Origin of the sequence: Streptomyces sp. CA-251387, from assembly GCF_050936625.1 — a bacterium.
Taxonomy (GTDB): domain Bacteria; phylum Actinomycetota; class Actinomycetes; order Streptomycetales; family Streptomycetaceae; genus Streptomyces.
The window spans coordinates 7,399,747-7,417,913 of sequence record NZ_JBNJMJ010000001.1 but is presented as its reverse complement, the minus strand read 5'-3'; the positions used below and the strand labels follow the sequence as shown (position 1 = coordinate 7,417,913).

17 protein-coding genes are annotated in these 18,167 nt (G+C 70.5%); 13 read left to right on the top strand and 4 right to left on the bottom strand.

Annotated features, from left to right (window positions below; all coding sequences use genetic code 11):
- Window positions 1-554: 554 nt before the first annotated feature.
- The 9 genes from ACQEV2_RS33050 (at window position 555) to ACQEV2_RS33010 (ending at window position 9,467) form a co-directional block, all read left to right on the top strand.
- Window positions 555-1,214 (top strand): DUF6230 family protein, encoded by a 660-nt coding sequence (locus ACQEV2_RS33050; protein ID WP_433049762.1) that lies wholly within the window; start codon window positions 555-557, stop codon window positions 1,212-1,214.
- Window positions 1,214-1,621, top strand: coding sequence for a DUF6114 domain-containing protein (locus ACQEV2_RS33045; protein ID WP_433049759.1), 408 nt, complete (start codon window positions 1,214-1,216; stop codon window positions 1,619-1,621). The genes ACQEV2_RS33050 and ACQEV2_RS33045 overlap by 1 nt, the downstream gene beginning before the upstream one ends.
- Before the next feature lie 114 nt (window positions 1,622-1,735).
- Window positions 1,736-2,347 (top strand): SAM-dependent methyltransferase, encoded by a 612-nt coding sequence (locus tag ACQEV2_RS33040; protein ID WP_433049756.1) that lies wholly within the window; start codon window positions 1,736-1,738, stop codon window positions 2,345-2,347.
- Window positions 2,348-2,589: 242 nt separating this feature from the next.
- Window positions 2,590-3,585 carry a substrate-binding domain-containing protein gene (locus ACQEV2_RS33035; protein WP_433049753.1) on the top strand — a complete coding sequence of 332 codons (996 nt, stop codon included), beginning with the start codon at window positions 2,590-2,592 and terminating at the stop codon, window positions 3,583-3,585.
- A 239-nt stretch (window positions 3,586-3,824) separates the two neighbouring features.
- Window positions 3,825-6,524 (top strand): sensor histidine kinase, encoded by a 2,700-nt coding sequence (locus ACQEV2_RS33030; protein ID WP_433049750.1) that lies wholly within the window; start codon window positions 3,825-3,827, stop codon window positions 6,522-6,524.
- A gap of 11 nt (window positions 6,525-6,535) precedes the next feature.
- Window positions 6,536-6,955, top strand: a complete 420-nt coding sequence (locus ACQEV2_RS33025) for a roadblock/LC7 domain-containing protein (protein WP_147997842.1) — start codon at window positions 6,536-6,538, stop codon at window positions 6,953-6,955.
- Window positions 6,936-7,316 (top strand): DUF742 domain-containing protein, encoded by a 381-nt coding sequence (locus tag ACQEV2_RS33020; RefSeq protein WP_433049745.1) that lies wholly within the window; start codon window positions 6,936-6,938, stop codon window positions 7,314-7,316. Before ACQEV2_RS33025 ends, ACQEV2_RS33020 begins: the two co-directional genes overlap by 20 nt.
- Window positions 7,303-7,887 (top strand): GTP-binding protein, encoded by a 585-nt coding sequence (locus ACQEV2_RS33015; protein ID WP_433049742.1) that lies wholly within the window; start codon window positions 7,303-7,305, stop codon window positions 7,885-7,887. The genes ACQEV2_RS33020 and ACQEV2_RS33015 overlap by 14 nt, the downstream gene beginning before the upstream one ends.
- 191 nt (window positions 7,888-8,078) lie before the next feature.
- On the top strand, window positions 8,079-9,467 hold the full coding sequence (locus tag ACQEV2_RS33010) for a glycoside hydrolase family 43 protein (RefSeq protein WP_433049739.1): 1,389 nt from the start codon (window positions 8,079-8,081) through the stop codon (window positions 9,465-9,467).
- Window positions 9,468-9,536: 69 nt separating this feature from the next.
- Here the strand turns inward: ACQEV2_RS33010 and ACQEV2_RS33005 are convergent, their stop codons facing one another.
- A complete protein-coding gene (locus ACQEV2_RS33005) occupies window positions 9,537-10,493 on the bottom strand; it encodes an ABC transporter substrate-binding protein (RefSeq protein WP_433049736.1) in 957 nt (318 codons plus the stop codon).
- 314 nt (window positions 10,494-10,807) lie between these two features.
- Here ACQEV2_RS33005 and ACQEV2_RS33000 point away from each other — a divergent pair, with 314 nt between their 5' ends.
- Genes ACQEV2_RS33000 through ACQEV2_RS32985 form a run of 4 tightly spaced genes read left to right on the top strand, consistent with a single transcriptional unit; the run spans window position 10,808 to window position 15,408 of the window.
- The gene (locus tag ACQEV2_RS33000) at window positions 10,808-13,909 is read left to right on the top strand and encodes an ATP-binding protein (RefSeq protein ID WP_433049733.1); all 3,102 of its coding nucleotides are present in this window, start codon (window positions 10,808-10,810) and stop codon (window positions 13,907-13,909) included.
- On the top strand, window positions 13,906-14,382 hold the full coding sequence (locus ACQEV2_RS32995) for a roadblock/LC7 domain-containing protein (protein ID WP_433049730.1): 477 nt from the start codon (window positions 13,906-13,908) through the stop codon (window positions 14,380-14,382). The genes ACQEV2_RS33000 and ACQEV2_RS32995 overlap by 4 nt, the downstream gene beginning before the upstream one ends.
- 14 nt (window positions 14,383-14,396) lie before the next feature.
- A complete protein-coding gene (locus ACQEV2_RS32990; RefSeq protein ID WP_433049727.1) occupies window positions 14,397-14,819 on the top strand; it encodes a DUF742 domain-containing protein in 423 nt (140 codons plus the stop codon).
- Window positions 14,806-15,408 (top strand): GTP-binding protein, encoded by a 603-nt coding sequence (locus ACQEV2_RS32985; protein WP_433049724.1) that lies wholly within the window; start codon window positions 14,806-14,808, stop codon window positions 15,406-15,408. The genes ACQEV2_RS32990 and ACQEV2_RS32985 overlap by 14 nt, the downstream gene beginning before the upstream one ends.
- 39 nt (window positions 15,409-15,447) lie before the next feature.
- Here the strand turns inward: ACQEV2_RS32985 and ACQEV2_RS32980 are convergent, their stop codons facing one another.
- Genes ACQEV2_RS32980 through ACQEV2_RS32970 form a run of 3 tightly spaced genes read right to left on the bottom strand, consistent with a single transcriptional unit; the run spans window position 15,448 to window position 18,010 of the window.
- Complete coding sequence (locus ACQEV2_RS32980) at window positions 15,448-16,116, bottom strand: ABC transporter permease (protein WP_433049721.1); 669 nt, start codon at window positions 16,114-16,116, stop codon at window positions 15,448-15,450.
- Window positions 16,113-16,826, bottom strand: a complete 714-nt coding sequence (locus tag ACQEV2_RS32975) for an ABC transporter permease (protein ID WP_433049718.1) — start codon at window positions 16,824-16,826, stop codon at window positions 16,113-16,115. Before ACQEV2_RS32975 ends, ACQEV2_RS32980 begins: the two co-directional genes overlap by 4 nt.
- Window positions 16,823-18,010 carry an ABC transporter ATP-binding protein gene (locus ACQEV2_RS32970; RefSeq protein ID WP_433049715.1) on the bottom strand — a complete coding sequence of 396 codons (1,188 nt, stop codon included), beginning with the start codon at window positions 18,008-18,010 and terminating at the stop codon, window positions 16,823-16,825. The genes ACQEV2_RS32975 and ACQEV2_RS32970 overlap by 4 nt, the downstream gene beginning before the upstream one ends.
- Window positions 18,011-18,167 lie beyond the last annotated feature (157 nt).

The following is an 18,167-nucleotide window of genomic DNA, read 5'->3' as shown; positions in this document are numbered from 1 at the left end:
CGTGACGCCTTCTCCGTACGACACGGACCGGCAACGGAGGCCCGGCCGGTGGCCGGCCGGAGACCGTGGGGAGGGCTCCGGCCGGGCCGGGCGGGGGCGGCCGGCACGGACCGAGGGGGGGGAGCGACCGAGACGGCGCCGGGGAGTGATCTCGCGAAAAGGAAATGTGAAGGACATCAGGTCCGGGAACGCGGCATTGGCCGCGCGGCGGCGGATCCGGCGCCACGGATCCAGGGGGGAGCCAGGGAGAGTTGTAGACCTGAGGGACCGTCAACGTCAAGCGTTAATAAGGGAGTTGCTGTGGAACTCGGCGGCTTTGCGCGACCGCGGGGAGCTCATGACTCACAGGCGACACACAATCAACACTCTTTTTCCACAGGCGCCTTGACCCTCGACCGTAACCGCCGGTAACTTCCCGGCTGGCTACTGCGGAGTACGAGAAAGCCCTTGCATCCACCGGGAGTCGCGAGGGGCGTGCGCCGTGGGCGCTGTCCGCGCCAGGACAACGTGCCGCTGACGCCCTACCCGCACTTTCTCTGCACCTGGGAGCAGTTATGGCCTCGTCCGAGAACCCGGAAAGCGGTTCCGTGTCCGAAGCGTCCGAAACCCCCGACGGCCCCGCGAGACGCGGGCGGGTCCGGGCGCGCCGGGCCGCCGTGATGGCGGTGCCGGCCACCCTGATCGCCGGCACCCTCGCGGTCCTCACCGCCGAGGGCGCGCTGGGCGTCCAGTTCGCCATCTCCGGCATGCCCTTCACGGTCACCGCGACCGAGCTCAACGGCACCGGGTTCGAGCAGTTCGGCGGCCTCGATCAGATGGCGCCGGGCAGCCCCAACGAGGGGGACACCGGCGGCCAGGTGCTGGTCGTCACGTCCGCGATCAAGAGCGCGACGCTCACCAAGCTGTGCCAGAGCGTCGATCTCGGCGGCACGAATCTGCTGATCACCGCGGGTGGCGGTGCCGAGAAGGTGACCGCGAGCGATCTGACCACCGACTCGACCGAACTGTCGGGTGACGCGGCGTTCAACAACATCGAGATCGGCAACGATGCGAGCACGTTGACCAAGGCCGGGGTGAAGGGGCCGATCGGTGTCTTCAGCCAGCAGGCGGACACCGTGCGCATCGCCAACCTGCGGCAGACCAACTACGCCACGACTGCCGGGGTGTTCAAGCTCCCCGGCCTCAAACTCCGCTTCAGCGACTCGGGTTGCTGATGAGCGAGCGTACGGGATTTTGGCCCGCCTTCCGTCGTTGGCGGGCCGACCGACCGTTCTGGGGCGGGCTGTTGCTCACCCTGGGCGGGGCGGAGATTCTGCTGACCATGAAGGCGTCGATGAAGGTCGTTCTTCATGTCGGGATGCAGGGGCTGGCGGGGTATCTGCTGCCGGCCCTGATGCTGTTGCTCGGTCTGCTGATCGTCTTCAATCCGGCGCAGCGGCTCTTCTACTCGATCACGGCGGTATTGCTGTCGCTGGGCACGTGGCTCACTTCCAACCTCGGGGGCTTCTTTGTGGGGCTTCTGTTGGGGGTTGTGGGGAGTTGTCTTGCGTTTGGGTGGCTGCCGGATCAGGAGCCCCGCAAAAGCCGTAAGCAGCGCCGGAGCGCTGTTGCGGCTGGTTGAGTTCGGCGAGTGCGAGTGCGTGGGGGCCGGCCGCGCCCACGTGGCGGAGCCGCATGTCGACAGAGCCCCGCGCCACTAGGTTGGACGCTCCGCCCCCAGCTCCAGGAGGCACCCTTGCATGACGGCATCGACACCCAACACGCCCATTCCGCCCGCATCTACGACTACATCATCGGCGGGAAGAACCATTACCCGGCCGATCGAGAAGCCGGCGATGCCATGGTCCGCGAATGGCCCGCGCTGCCCATCCACATGCGGGCCAACCGGGACTTCATGAACCAGGCCGTGCGGTATCTCGCCGAGGAGGCCGGGATGCGGCAGTTTCTCGAAGACGGCGTACGTCGAGGCCGACATGCTCGATCCGGCGGCCGTTCTCGACTTGCCCGCGTTCCGCGAGACCCTCGACCTGAGCGAGCCCGTCGCGCTCACCGTCATCGCGATCGTGCACGTCCTGCTGGACGAGGACGACGCCGTGGGGATCGTGCGGCGGCTGCTCGAGCCGCTGCCCGCGGGCAGTTGCCTCGCGATGTCCATCGGTACCGCCGAGTTCGCGCCGGACAGCGGCTGCGTACCCTCGGCGAGGCCGGGGAGTTCTTCAGTGGTCTGGACCTTGTCGAGCCGGGCATCGTGCAGGTCCACAAGTGGCGTCCGGACGGCACGGGCACCGAGGTGATCCGGGACGAGGACGTCGCGATGTACGGGGCGGTGGCGCGCAAGCCGAGTTGAGCGGTTTGCAAGCGCAAGCGGTGCGGGTGAGCCGACCCCGGGTCCGGTCCTCCCGCCAGCGGTTCATCACGATGTGGCAGCAACGACTTACACCCTGTGGTTGCACACTTGACTACCGGTGGTCACACGCGATTGGCTCCGCCCCAGCGAGAGTTCACCAGGTCGGCGAACTCCCCGTTCGACGTCGGCCGTTCTCTCGTTCGTTCCTCCGGCTCGGCCGCACAGCGAGGTGCCGCACCCTCATGAAGACTTCACCCCCCTCTCCCGTTTTCGCCAGCGTCGCGGCCCTCACGGCCGCCGCCTGTCTGCTGCTGGCCGGCTGTTCCGCCCTCGGCGGGACCGACGAGGCGTCGGGCGCGGACGCGGCCGGCACCGCACGGCTGAAGGTCGCCCTCATCACCCATGGCGGCGAGGGGGACGCCTTCTGGGAGCTGGTACAGAAGGGCGCCCAGGCCGCGGCCGCCAAGGACGACATCGATCTGACCTATGCGAGCGACTCCGACCCGGCCGGACAGGCCGAGTTGATGCGGGACGCGATCCGGCAGAAGGTCGACGGCATCGCGGTCACCCTCGCCAAGCCGTCGGCGATGGCGGGTCCCGTCACCGACGCCCGGAAAGCCGGCATACCGGTGGTCGGCCTCAACTCAGGTATAGACGACTGGCAGTCCGCCGGGCTGCTGGGGTACTTCGGCCAGGACGAGAGCGTCGCCGGCCGGGCCGTGGGCGACAAACTCGGCGATCTGAAGGCCAAGCACGCGCTGTGCGTCGTCCACGAGCGCGGAAACGTCGCCCTGGAAGCGCGCTGTGCGGGCGTGAAGAAGGCGTTCGGCGGCGAGACCGAGAACCTCTACGTGGACGGCACCGACATGGACGCGGTGACCGACTCCGTCGCGACCCGGCTCAGCCAGGACCCGAGCATCGACGAAGTCGTCACGCTGGGCGCACAGTTCGCGCTGGCGGCGGTGAAGTCGGCCGATGAGGCGCACAGCAAGGCCAGGGTCGCGACCTTCGATCTCAACAAGGACCTCGTCCAGGCGGTCCAGGACGGGGACGTGCAGTTCGCGGTGGACCAGCAGCCGTATCTGCAGGGCTATCTCGCCGTGGACTCGCTCTGGCTCTACAGGACCAACGGCAACACCCTCGGCGGCGGCGAGGCCCCCGTCCTCACCGGTCCGGCGTTCGTCACCAAGGCGAACGTGGCCGCGGTCGCGAAGTTCGCCGCCAACGGCACCCGCTGACCGGACACTTCTGCCGACGGTGTCACCAAAGATTCGGTCAGGCATGACGCGTACGCTCACATGTACGGATAACATCCAGCGCACCCCCTGTGACGTACCGGACACGCAGTCACCCCTCGCGCTCGTCCACCTTCCGCTCCCCCGCCCGTCCCCTCCCCCTCCCGCCTCCCCCCATCCCCCATCCGCTTCCGCTTCCGCGCTGACCACCCCAGCCCCTCGCTGATCGCCCTAGGACGACAATGTCTCCACGGACAGGTCCCCGGCGCCGCCGCCTCGGCTCCATACGTCTCTCCCTGATCCTCCTGGCGCTGGTGCCGAGCGTCACGCTCGCCGCCGTCTGGAGCGTGACGACGGCCCAGATGTTCTCGGAGGGGCTGCGGCTCCGCGCGCAGACCGGGCTGAGCAAGTCGACCGGGGCCATGGGTACCGAGGCCACGCTCGCGCTGCAGCGGGAGCGCAGCTACTCGGCCGTATGGCTCGCGTCGCGCCAGGAGGCGGCCCGCGAGGCGCTGGACGAGCAGCGCCGCAAGACGGACAGGGCCGTCGGCAAACTCCTCGGCCAGTCGGACGAGATCCAGCAGGCGCCCTCCCGGGTCAAGGACCGGCTGTACTCGGTCGTCGCGTCGGTGAGCAGCCTGGAGTACTACCGGGGCCAGGTGGACAGCCCCACCGACATCACCGCCGTGCAGGCGCTGGGCCAGTACACGTCGATCATCGACGACCAGATCCATGCTTTCCAGGAGCTCTCCCAGGTCGACGACGGCGACCTCACCTCGCAGGCCGGTCCGCTCGTCGCGCTGGAGCACGCGGCGGAGCTGGTGTCCCAGGAGGACGCGCTGCTGACCCTGGCCGGTCCGGCGGGCACGATGGACGAGAAGACGTGGACCGAGTTCGCGGAGCTGGTGAACACCCGCCGCTGGCTCGTCGAGGACCAGATCCTCCCCTCGCTCACCGGGAGCGCGAAGGCGGACACCGAGCGGATCCTGCGCAGTACGCAGTGGCGGACCCTGGAGTCCATCGAGGACCGGGTCCTCGCGGCCCGGATGACGGCGCGGGACAGCGGGGACATCGCGATTCCGGACGTGCAGAAGCAGTGGCGGGCCGCGCTGATCGAGGTCTCCGACCAGTACGCGGTCCTGATCCAGCAGCAGACGGCCGGACTGCTGCAGCGCAGCGCCGACAACGCGCGCGGCCTGCTGGTCAAGGCCGCCTCCCTGAGCGCGGGCGGCCTGGTCGCCCTGCTGGTGTGCGTCGGGATGTCCTGGCGGATCACCCGCTCGCTGTCCCGGCGGCTGCGGGGCCTGCGGGAGGCGACCCTGGGTCTGGCGCACGACCGGCTGCCCGATGTGGTGGCCCGGCTGGAGCGGGGCGAGAAGGTCGACGTCGAGCTGGCGACCCCGCCGCTGGACTACGGGCACGACGAACTCGGCCAGGTGGCCCAGGCGTTCAACACCGCGCAGCGCACCGCCGTGCACACCGCCGTCGAACTCGCCGACACCCGGCGCGGCTTCCAGAAGGTCATCCTGGGCATCGCCCGGCAGAGCCAGAACCTGGTCAACCTCCAGCTCACCAAGCTGGACGCGCTGGAGCGCGCGCACCAGGACCCCGAGGTGCTCAAGGGGCTGTACGAACTGGACTCCACCGCCAGCCAGTTGCGCCGCTACGAGGAGAACCTCGTCATCATCAGCGGTGAGCGGCCGGGCCGCAGCTGGAGCGAGCCGGTCGCGCTGATCGACATCCTGCGCAGTGCGGTCGGCGAGGTCGCCGAGTACCAGCGGGTGGAGGTGCACACCGAGGAGGAGGTGCATCTCGCGCCGCCCGCGGTCGCGGACGTGATCCATCTGCTGGCCGAGCTCATCGAGAACGCCACGCTGTACTCCCCCGCGCCCGCGCCGGTCACCGTGCGGGCCGCGATGGTGGCCAAGGGCCTGGCCGTGGAGGTCGAGGACCGTGGCCTCGGCCTGTCCGAGGAGGACTACGCCTCCTTCAACGCCCAGTTGGCCGAGCCCCCGCAGTTCGACGTGGTGGCACTCGCCGACGACCTGCGGCTCGGCATGTTCGTGATCGCGCAGCTCGCCCAGCGGCACGGCATCGCGGTCACCCTGCGCTCCTCGCCGTACGGCGGCACGACGGCGATCGTCCTGATCCCGCACGATGTCGTGGTGCGGGACGTACCCGCCCGGGATCCGGAGGAGGTGGAGCACGCCGGGGCCGCCGAACCGGAGGAGCCCGTACGGGAGTCCCGCCCGGTCGTCCCGGCCCGCACCACCCCCGACCCGGCCCCCGCCCCCGTCGCGCGCCGCGACGGCCTCTCCCCGCTCCCCCGCCGCGTACCGCAGACCAGCCTGGCCGCCGAGCTGCGCGAAGAGGCCCCGCCCGCCGAAGAGTCCGAGGCCACCGACGAGTTCACCGCGGAGCAAGCCGCCTCCTCCCTCGCCTGCTTCCAGCGCGGCACACTCCAGGCCCGCGACGACAGCGGCGACGAGACACCGGACGCATGCGGCTCCACGGACCACCAGGAAGCCGCCGCCCCCGCCGGACTCAAGCACGGCAGACCCCAAGCCCACGACGACAACGGCGACGAAACCCCAGACGCACGCGGCTCCACGGATCAGCAGGGCCCGACCGCCCTCGCCCAGTTCCAGACCGGCACACTCCAAGCCCGCCACGAAAACGGCGACGAGACCGCGGACGTACTCACGTCCACGGAACACGAGGGCCCGGCCGCCCCCGCCCGGCTCCAGACCGGCACACTCCAGGCCCGCGACGACAGCGGCGAGCACGCGCCGGACGTGTCCGAAGGCGTGGGCCGGCGGGTTCCGGGCGCGCGGCGGGCGCGTGACGGCGTCGCCTCCGACGAGCCGCCCGCGGCCGACTCCGCCGCCTCTTCCCGGGCCGCCGCTCCCCCGTCCTCCGCTCCGCCCGCCGACCGCTCATGAAGGACATCGCCATGACACGCCCCACCCCCGCCACGGACACCCAGCTCGACCAGTTGCTCACCGGACTCGTGGAGCGGGTCGCCGACGTCAACCACGCCGTCGTCCTCTCCGAGGACGGGCTGGTGGTCAGCAAGTCCACCGGGTTCCTGCGCGACGACGCCGAGCGGCTGGCGGCGACCGCGTCCGGTCTGATGAGCCTCAGCAAGGGCGTCAGCATGGACTTCCGGGGCGGCCCGGTGCGCCAGGCGCTGATCGAGATGGCCAACAGCTATCTGATCCTGACCTCGGCCGGACCGGGCGCCCACCTCGTCGTGCTCACCAACCAGGGCGCGGACGTCGGCGTGGTGGCGTACCAGATGAACATGCTGGTGAAGAAGATCGGCGAGCACCTGTCGGCGGCACCGCGGGCCCATGTCGGCCCGGGCGCGTGAGGTGGGCGGAGACGATACGGCGGGCCGGCTGGTACGTCCGTTCACGCTGACCGGCGGCCGGACCCGGCCCAGCCGCACCGACTTCACGCTGATCACGACGGTCACGGCGGTGGATCCGCCGCCGGAGCGGGCGCCGCGTCCGCAGCCCGAGCAGGCGCGGATCCTGCGGCGCTGCGCGCGGCCGATCGCCGTCGCGGAGCTCGCGGCCCATCTCGACCTGCCGGTGAGCGTGGTCGCCATCATGCTCTGCGATCTGCTGGAGGCGGGCCTGATCACCGTGCACCCGCCGCACCCCGTCACCCCCCGCACCCCGGACCTGGACCTGCTGCAGAAAGTGAGGGACGGCCTTGGCCGGCTCTGACACCACCGCGACGGCACTCGCGCCGCCCGACACGGTCAAGATCCTCATCGCCGGCGGTTTCGGAGTCGGCAAGACCACCATGGTCGGATCGGTCAGCGAGATCGCCCCGTTGCGCACCGAGGAGCCCCTGACGGTCGCGGGACTGGGCATCGACGACCTCAACGGCATCGAGGAGAAGCGGGCCACGACCGTCGCCCTGGACTTCGGCCGGATCACCATCAGCCGGGAGCTGGTGCTGTATCTGTTCGGTACGCCCGGGCAGCAGCGGTTCTGGTTCATGTGGAACGACCTGGCGGTCGGCGCACTCGGGGCCGTCGTCCTGGTGGACGTCCGGCGGCCGGAGTCCAGCTTCGCGGCGATCGACTTCTTCGAGCGCCGGGGCATCCCCTTCGTCGTCGGCGTCAACGGCTTCCACGGCGAACACCCCTACCCCGCGGAGGAGATCCGGGACGCCCTGGCCCTCCCGGCGCATGTGCGGGTGCTGCTGTGCGACGCGCGGGAGCGCGAGTCGTGCCGGGATGTACTGATCGCCCTGATCGACCAGTTGATAGCGGCGGCGAAGACGGCGTAGCCGTTCACATCGGGCCCAGAGCGAACTCACAGGCGGATGGCGGGAATCCGCCAAGCCTGACAGGACGATTGACCCGTAGGCACCGCCTCCCTACCTTCTGATCGATTCACCGAACCTCGTTCGATATGTCGACCATCCACACCCCGGGGTTACTGCCCCGCCCCCACACCAGCCCCTCCCTTGGAGCGCACATGACCGATGCCGCCCACCTCTCCCGCCGCCGCTTCCTCGGCATGGCCGCGACCGTCCCTGTGGCCGCCACGGGCGCGCTGGCCCTCGGCTCCGGGACCGCCCACGCCGCCGATTCGGCGTACGTCATGTGCTACTTCACCGAGTCGACCAACCTCGGGGACGGCACCGACTACGGCCTCCATCTCGCCGTCAGCACGGACGGGCTGCGCTGGATGCCGCTGAACCAGAACAACCCGGTGGTCACCCCCACCGAGGGCGCGGGGGGCCTGCGCGACCCGTTCGTCCTGCGCAAGCAGGACGGCACGTTCGTGGTGCTCGCCACCGACCTCAAGGGCACCGACTGGAGCTACAACAGCCAGTACATCCACGTCTGGAACTCGACCGACCTGCGCACGTTCACGGGCTACCACCGGCTGAAGCTGCACGACATGGTCACCCACAGCTGGGCGCCGGAGGCCTTCTGGGACGCGGGGTGCGGCCAGTACGCGATCATCTACTCGTCGGTCAACTCGAGCGGCCACAACGTGATCATGGTGAACTACACCACCGACTTCGTCACGGTCTCGGCACCCCAGGTCTTCTTCGACCCCGGATACGACGTCATCGACGGCGACATGACGGTGGGCGTGAACGGCGTCAACTACCTCTACTTCAAGAGGAACGGGACGCTGGTCGGCGCCCGGTCCACCTCGCTGAACCCGGGCAGCTTCACGCCTTTCACCAGCGGCGTGGCGCACGGCGGCACCGAAGCCCCGACCGTCGTGAAGTCCCTGACGTCCAGCACCTACTGGCTCTGGGGCGACACCTACACGCCCAACGGCGTGTTCTACGCCTGGCAGTCCACCGATCTGTCGGCGGGCACCTGGAGCGCGCTCGACCAGCGGACGTACACCCAGCCGGTCAACTCCAAGCACTGCGGCATCACGACGATCACCACGACCCAGTACGACAACCTCGTCGCCAAGTGGGGCGCCCCCGGCTGGAACCGGCTGAAGTCGTACAACTACCCGGCCCGTTACGTCCGCCACGCCAACTACGCGGGCCGCATCGACGAGTACCCCATCGAGCCGTACAAGGACTCGCTGTGGAAGCTGGTGCCCGGGCTCGCGGACTCCTCCGGTGTCTCGTTCCAGTCGGTCAACTACCCGACCCGGTATCTGCGGCACTACAGCTACGCCCTGCGCCTCGACGCGAACGACGGCACGTCGGCGTTCGCCGCGGACGCGACCTTCCACCGGACGGCCGGGCTCGCCGACTCCTCCTGGGTGTCGTTCCGCTCGTACAACTTCCCGACCCGCTACATCCGGCACGCGGACTACGCCCTGCGCATCGACCCGGTCTCCACGGCCACCGAGCGGCAGGACGCCACCTTCCAGGTCGGCTACTGAGCAGCCCCCGCCAGCCGTACGGCGGGGTGGTGGCGGCGCCGGCCGGCCACCACCCCGCCGTAGGGGACGTCAGGCCAGACCGGCCGACTTCAGCCAGGCCTTGGCCACGTCGAGCGGGTCCTCGTTCTCCAACTGGACCTGGGAGTCCAGGTCGAGGAGCGTCTTGGTGTCCAGCTTGGCCGAGACCGCGTTGAGCGCCTCGACGCCCTCCTTCGAGAGGCCGCTCTTGTAGACGAGCGGGGTCACGTTGGCGTACCCGAAGAGGTTCTTCGGGTCCTTCAGGACGACGAAGCCCTCCTTGGTGATGGTCGGGTCCGTGGTGAAGATGTCCGCCGCCTGCACGGTGTTCTTCGCCAGCGCCGCCTGGGTCAGCGGGCCGCCCGCGTCCAGCGCCTTGAAGGACTTGAACGTCAGGCCGTACTCGGACTCCAGGCCCTTCAGGCCCTGCTGCCGGGTCTGGAACTCGGGTGAGCCGCCGAACACCAGGTCCGGCGCGATGTCCTTGAGGTCATCGAGGGTGGACTCGGAGGTGAGCTTGTACTTCTTCGCCGTCTCGGCGTTGACGCTGACGGAGTCCTTGTTCTCGGCCGGCGAGGACTCCAGCAGCGTCAGCTTGGAGTCCAGCTTGCTCTTGACCGCGGCGTCCACGGCCTCGGCCGACTTCTGCTCCGCCTTGGAGTCGAGGTAGGCGAGCAGCGAGCCGTTGTACTCCGGCAGGACCGTGACGGAGCCGTTCCTCAGCAGGCCGTAGGTCGTCTCGCGGCTGCCGATGTTGGGCTTGTAGGTGACCTTGATGCCCTTGGCCTTCAGGGCCTCGCCGTAGATGTCGGCGAGGAGGATGCTCTCGGCGAAGTTGTTCGAGCCGACGACGACGGTGTCGCCGCTCGGCTTGTCCCCGGCGAGGGGGTCGGAGTTGTCGTCGGAGGAGGAACATCCCGCCAGCAGCGCCGCCGTGGCGGCGAGCGCGACGGCGGCCGCGCCGGGATGGTTCCTGAGGGACCTGCTGCGTGAGGCGGTGAAAGTCACGATTCCCGTTCCGGATTCGGCGAGTGGGGAGAAGCTGCGGAGCTTTCGAAGCTCTCGACTGATCCAAACCAGCCACGTCTTGCTCAGTCAAGAGCAGCCCGGTCACGATTGGCCCCGGAAGAACCGGCGGTCGCGGGGCGATGCGAAGGCGGGACGGTCGAGGCACGGGGGGTTGGCACGGGGGTTGTAACGGAATATTGATGTTCAGTTTCGGTCATGACCAGCAAGAGACTGTAGTCTCCCCGCAATTGACCTGATCAACACCGGTCACGTGAAGCCTTCGCGCGCCGAGTGACGCCACGAAGGGGGCACGTATGCGCGGGTTCGCCGTCCGCTGGCCGTTCCGGCGCAAACTCAACCTTCTCGTGGGCGTACCGCTGACCCTGGTCGCCGTCCTCCTCGCCTACCTCATCGCCGACCAGACCGCGCAGTCGCGCAACGCGGCGGACGCCGCCCGGCTGGTCCGGGAGAGCGCGGAAGTCGCCACCCTCGTCGACCGGCTGGCGGCCGAACACCAGCAGGCCGTCCTGCTCTCCGTGCGGCACGAGGCCGCCGAGGGCAACACGCCCTCGTCCGCCGCCTACCGCACGGCGCGGTCCCTGGTGGACGCGCAGGTCGAGCGGGTGCGCGACGCTTTCGGGGACGCGCTGCCGGAGAGCGAGGCGCAGGCGCTGCGCGGGGTCGAGGGCCTGAGCAGCCTGCGCGAGACCGTCGAGCAGCAGTATCTGCCCGCCGAGAACATCGACCCCGCGTACACCCACGCCGCACAGGGGCTGATCGACGGGCTGGGACTGGACCGCAACCCCGATCTCGCGAGCACCTTCACCGGCAACCTGCTCGACTCGCTGCTGCGCGCGGGCCTCGCGCACAGCGCCTTCGAGACCGGCGTCTTCTCCGCGTCGACCGGCGACTCCAACGCGCTCCTCGAGCTCATCGGCGCCATCGGCTCCTACGACGAGTACACCCACCAGGCCGACCGGTTCGCCCGGTTCGCCACCGATGCGCAGGCCGCCCAGCTCAACGGCATCAAGTACACCGCCGCGCAGAGCGTCGTCAGCCGGCAGTTCGCCGAGCTGCAGATCGACCCCGGATCGGTGCAGGGCGACTCGCCCGCCGAGATCCGCAGGTCGCTCGCGGAGGCGCTCGACTCCTATCCCGCCTACCGGGACCAGGCCAGGACCAGGCTGGCAATCACCACGTCCCTCATCGGCCAGATAGCCGACCAGGCGGACCAGGCCTCCGAGGAGGCGGCGTGGCGCGCGGTCCTGCTGCTGGGGCTCGCCCTGCTCGGCTTCGCCGTCTGGCTGGTCCTGGCGATGCTGGTCCGCCGCTCCGTGGTCCGCCCGGTGGTGGCTCTCACGGGTGCCGCGCGGCAGGTCGCCGAAGTCGCCGAGCGGGAGCTGGCCCGGGTGGCCGACGACGACGCCGAGGACGACGGGCCGCCGCGGCTGCGCGCGATGCCGGTCACGGCGCGCGACGAGATCGGTGAACTCGCCGAGACCTTCAACCAGGTGCAGACGACGGCGGCCGCGCTGCTGGAGCGGCAGGTGCTCAGCCGGCGCAACGTCGCGGAGATGTTCGGCAACGTGGGCCGCCGGGTCAGCAACCTGACGTCACGTCAACTCGCCCTGATCGACGCGGTCGAGCGGGGCGCGACCGACCCCGCGCTCCTCGAACGCCTCTACTCCATCGACCACATCGCGGTCCGGCTGCGCCGCAACGCCGACAGCCTGATGCTGCTCGCCGGCATCCACGAGGCGGACCTCGACGCCGGGCCCACCGCGCTCACCAACCTCGTACGCGCCTCCCTGGGTCAGATCGAGGGCTACCAGCGCGTGGAGCTGCGCGCGCGGACCGAGGCCGTGGTGGAGCCGGAGGTCATCGGCGACCTCACGCTGATGGTGGCCGAACTCCTGGAGAACGCGGTGTCCTTCTCGCCGGAGGGCACCCCAGTCGAGGTGACGGTGGCCGACGGCGAGCACGGTGACGCGGTCATCGTCGTCGCCGACCACGGCCTCGGCATGAGCCCCGAGCGCCTCGACGAGGAGAACGCCCGCCTGATCCGCCGCGAGCGACTGGACCTGGTGCCGACGAAGGTCCTGGGCCTGTTCGTGGTCGGCACGCTGGCCCGCCGCTGGGAGATCGCGGTCACCCTGTCGCGCACCCCGGGCGGCGGCGTCACGGCCGAGGTGACGGTGCCGTCGTCGCTACTGGTGACGGGCAGCACGACGGTGGCAACGGCCACGGCGGCACTGGCGGCGCTCGCCGGGGGTGCGGCGGCCGGGGCGGCCGGTACCGCGGAGGCGGAGGCGGGCGGCGACTCGACGACCAAGGCCGCAGCCGTCTCCCGGGGCGCCGAGGCTGGGACGACCGGCGCCACGAAGGCGCAGGCCGACAGCGACCCGACAACCAACGCCGCGGACGCCTCCCGGAGCGCCGGGACCGCAACGACCGGTGCCACGAAGGCGGAGGCCAGCGGCGGCTCGACGACCAAGGCCGCAGCCGTCTCCCGGGGCGCCGAGGCTGGGACGACCGGTGCCGCGGAGGTGGAGGCTGCTGGCGGCTCCGGGACGAAAGCGTCGTTGATGTCCGACGGTCGCAAGCCCAGGGCGGTAGGCGCGACGCAAGCGGACGGCCGCGCCCGCACGGTGCCGCCCACCGGCTCGCTGCCCGGCGCCGGGTCCCAGTCGGGTTCCGTCTCCGGACCCCGCTCGTCGGGTGCCACGCGCACGGACGCCGTACGGGCTGACGCGGACGGACCGCGGCCGCTCCCCCGCCGGGTCTCCCGGCGGCAGGTCGACGTGGGGGACGCGGCGGAGCCAGCCACGCCGGGTGGTGCCGAAGCGAACGCGGCGCCGGCCTCCGAGTCCCAGCCGCGTGAGACACCGTCCCGCGCCGAGGCCCCGAGCGAGAACACCTCGGTAGTGGACCAGCCCGGGACCGGTGCCGGCGACACGGCACCTTCCGACCACCGAACGCAGACCGACCACCAAGCCCAGGCCGACGACCACGCGCGGGCCGACCAGACTGATCCCTTGCCGCGCGCCCGGACCGACCGGCGCTCCCCGACTGCCATGCCCCGCCCCGGCGCGACCCCGACTGCTCCCCCGGCCTCCGGCGAAACCCCCGCCGCCCGCCCCCTGCGGCGCCGCGTCCGGGGTGCGACCCTCCCTGCGAACGCCGACGCCTCCATCTCGCACGCGCCGCTTCGGCAGAGCGTGCGGATCGTGGACGCGGAGGCCGTCCGGGCCGCGATCGAGGAGTTCGAGGCCGCCGTGGAACGCGCGCACCGCGACAGCCGGCCCGGCAGCGGCACCAACACCGGCACCGGCACCGGAGAACAGGCCGTGTCGGCCACACCCCCGACCCCCCGTACGCAAGACCAGAACGACCCCCCGGAAGGAGCGGAGCAGTGAGCACGTCGACAGGTGGCACCCCGGCGGAAGGCGCCACGCCGGCCGAACTGCAGGCCGCCGCAGCGGACTTCACCTGGCTGCTGAAGCGCTTCGCGACCGAGACCGCCGGCGTCGTGGACGCCATCGCCGTCTCGTCCGACGGACTGCTCATCGCCGTTTCCGACGTGCGCGAGCACGCGGACTCCGAGCGGCTCGCCGCGATCGTCTCCGGCATCACCAGCCTGGCCGCCGGCGCCTCCGGCAACTACGGCCTCGGCGGCCTCAACAAGGTCATCATCGACCTGGAGGGCGGCCACGTCCTCGTCTCCGCGATCGGCAGCGGCGCCGTGCTCGGCGTGGTCACCGACAAGGAGGCCAAGCTGGGCAACATCGCCTACGAGATGACCGTGTTCGCCAACCGCGTCGGCGCCGCCCTCAGCCCGCAGCTCGTGCTGGAGCTGAAGAACAGCGTCGGCTCCGCGTCGGCCCGCTGAGGACGGACAGGGCCATGGCGGACGGCTCCCCACCCCCGGGCTCCGACGCGGAACCCGTCGATCCCGCCTCCGCCGTACGGCCGTTCCTGGTGACCTCCGGTCGGGTGGCACCCAGCCCGTCCGGCCGGACGATGCCGCTCGAGACCCAGGTGGTGGCCACCGCCGAGGGTCTCGACGCGCTCGATCGACTCGCCTTCGAACAGCACGACATCGTCGCCGTCTGCCGGCTGCCGCAGTCCCTCGCGGAGATCGCGGCCCGGCTGCGGCTGCACCTCAACGTGGTGCGCGTCCTCGCCGAGGACCTGCGCGCCGCGGGGCAGTTGACGGTGCACGTGCCCGACTCCGGCGTCGTCCACGACGCATCCGTACTGCGCAGGGTCATCGACGGCCTGCGCGCCATCCCCGACGCACGAGGGGCACTCAGTGACACCGACTGAACCGGTCACCGTACGACCGCCGCTGCCGGTGAAGATGGTGATCTCGGGCGGCTTCGGCGTGGGCAAGACCACGACCGTGGGCTCGATCTCCGAGATCGAGCCGCTGACCACCGAGGCCGCCATCACGGAGGTCGCGGCGGGCGTGGACGACCTCACGCACACCCCGCGCAAGACCACGACGACCGTGGCCATGGACTTCGGCTGCATCACCATCGACCCCACCCTGAAGCTGTACCTGTTCGGCACGCCCGGTCAGGAGCGGTTCGGGTTCATGTGGGACGACATCGTCGAGGGCGCGGTCGGCGGGCTCGTCATCGTGGACACCCGCCGCCTCGACGACTGCTACGCCGCCGTCGACTACTTCGAGCACAAGGGCATCCCGTTCGCGGTCGCCGTCAACGCCTTCGACGGCGAGGTCGAGCACAGTCTGGAGGAGGTCCGCTGGGCGCTCGATGTCACGGACGGGGTGCCGGTGATGGTGTTCGACGCGCGGGAGCGGGGTTCTGTGCGGGACGCGCTGCTGGTGGTGCTGGAGCTCGCGCTGGCCCGCACGGCGGAGCCGCATATCGATACAGCCCCGCGCCCCTGACCGGCGCCGCAGAACCCGCACTTACTCTGCCAGGCACGCTCAGACCCGCCTTCGCACCCCCGGCGACACCGCGATCCGGCCGAGCAGCCAGAACACCGCCAGGGTCGCCAGCGCCAGACCCGCGACCAGCGTCGCGCCCCCGACGACCTTCTCGTAGCTGCGCTGGTAGAGACCGTCGATGATGTACCGGCCCAGCCCACCGAGGCTGACATACGCGGCGATGGTGGCCGTCGACACGATCTGGATGGCCCCGGAGCGCAGGCCGCTGAGGATCAGCGGGAGGGCGGCCGGGAGTTCGACCTGGAAGAGGACTCCGGCCTCGCTCATGCCCATGCCTCGCGCGGCGTCGACCGGTGAGGGATCGACGGAGCGCATCGCCTCGTAGGTGGTGACGAGGATCGGGGGGACGGCGAGCACGACCAGCGGCGTCATCACGTTCACCATGCCGAAGCCCACCAGCAGGGTCATCAGCACCAGCAGGCCGAACGTGGGCAGGGCCCGCCCGGCGACGGCGATCAGGGCGAGGACGTTTCCGCCGCGCCCGTAGTGACCGGTGATCAGGCCGACCGGCAGTCCGATCAGGGCGGCGATGCCGAGCGCCTGCAGGGTGTACTGGATGTGCTCGCCCACGCGCGTGGGGATGCCGTCGTAGCCGCTCCAGTGGGCGCTGTCGCGGAAGAAGTCGCTGATGAAGTGCAGCAGGTTCACCGGGCTGCGTCCTCCAGGGCTGCGGCGGCCGGGTCGGGCCGGCCGGCCTTCGGTGTGGTGCGTGCTCGGCGCGGCATCCACGGGGTCAGCAGGAGGCGCACGACGACCAGCAGGCCGTCGGCGAGGATGGCCAGGAGGGCCATGCTGAGCACGGCGTTCACCGCGAGCTCCGGCCGGTTGTAGATGTTCGCGTCGTTGATGAGGTTGCCGAGGGCACCCTGGTTGCCGATGAGGGCGCCGATGCTGACGAGGCTGATGCTGGACACGGTCGCCACGCGCAGACCGGCGATGATCGCGGGCACCGCGATGGGCAGCTGCACCTGGAGGTATCGGCGTACGGGGCCGAAGCCCATGGCCGTCGCGGCGGCGAGGGTCTCCTGCGGTACCGAGCGGACGCCGTCGACGATCGCCGGGACCAGGACGACGAGGCTGTAGACGGTGAGCGGGATCATCACCGTGAGCTCGGTCTGGCCCGTGTAGTCGATGAGGAGCACGAAGAAGGCCAGCGAGGGGATGGCGTACAGCACGGTCGTCACCCACAGCACCGGCGGGTACAGCCAGCGGAAGCGGACACACAACTGGGCCAGCGGCAGCGAGATCAGCAGCCCGGCCAGCACCGGCAGCAGGGCCTCGCGCAAGTGCAGCCCGACCAGGCCGAGCCAGCTGTGCTGGAGGTCGCTGGGGATGTCGAAGATGCGGTCCCAGTTCATCCGGCGACCTTCACGTCCGTACGCCCCTCGCCGCGTCCGTCGGCGTCAGGCCCCCCGGCGTCACGTCCCCCGGCGTCACGCCCCTCCGCGTGGGCGCCGCGGATCGCCTCGGCGATGGTCTGCTGGGAGACCACGCCGGTCACCCGTCCGTCGTCGTCCACGGCGACCGCCCACCCGGTCGGCGAGAGCACGGCGCAGTCCAGCGCGGCGCGCAGCGAGTCGGTGCCGGGGACGAACGGCCGCCCGTACGGCAGGAGTTCCTCCGGCTTGATCTCTCCGGGGGTCAGGTCCCGCGGCTCGCTCCAGCCGAGGGGCTTGCCGTCGGGGTCCGTGACGAGGAGATAGGGGGCGTCCGCGCTGTCGTACGCGGCGATCTGCTCGGCGGTGGCGTCGATCGCCATGACGGGTGCGGTCAGCAGCTCCAGCCCGGCAGCGGGGAAGAAGGACAGCCGCCGGATGCCGCGGTCGGCGCCGAGGAAGTCCTCCACGAACGCGTCGGCGGGGTGGGACAGCAGCTCGGCGGGCGGGGCGAACTGGGCGAGGTGCCCGCCGGTGCGCATCACGGCGACCATGGTGCCGAGCTTGACGGCCTCGTCGATGTCGTGGGTGACGAAGACGATGGTCTTGCCCAACTCCTCCTGGATGCGGAGGAGTTCGTCCTGCAGCCCCTTGCGGACCACGGGGTCGACGGCCGAGAACGGCTCGTCCATCAGCAGCACGGGCGGATCCGCGGCGAGCGCCCGCGCCACGCCGACGCGCTGCTGCTGCCCGCCGGACAGCTGGTAGGGGTACCGCTTGGCGAGCGCCCCGTCGAGGCCGACCCGCTCCATCAGCTCCCGCGCCCGCGTCCGGGACTTCTCCTTGCCCCAGCCGAGCATGCGGGGCACGGTGGCGATGTTGTCGAGGATCGTGCGGTGCTGGAAGAGCCCGGCGTTCTGGATGACGTACCCCATGGACCGGCGCAGGGTGTTGACGGGCTGCTGCTGGATGTCCACGCCGTCGAGGAGGATGGTGCCCTCGCTGGGCTCGACCATCCGGTTGATCATCCGCAGGGTGGTCGTCTTCCCGCAGCCCGAGGGCCCGACGAGAACGGTGATCGAGCGGTCGGGTATCTCCAGCGACAGCCGGTCGACCGCCACCGTGCCGTCCGGGTACCGCTTGGTGACTGAATCTATCCGTATCAAAACGCCGAATACCCTTCGGGTTTGGCAGTTCTCGCCCGCTTTCGACCACGGGCTCCGGGCCATTGAGGGCCGAGTCTAGACCTCTTGTGTTGCGGAACCTTTGCCGTGACCTGCGGCACGCACACCAGCGCCTGTACGGCCTGGACGCCTCCGGCGT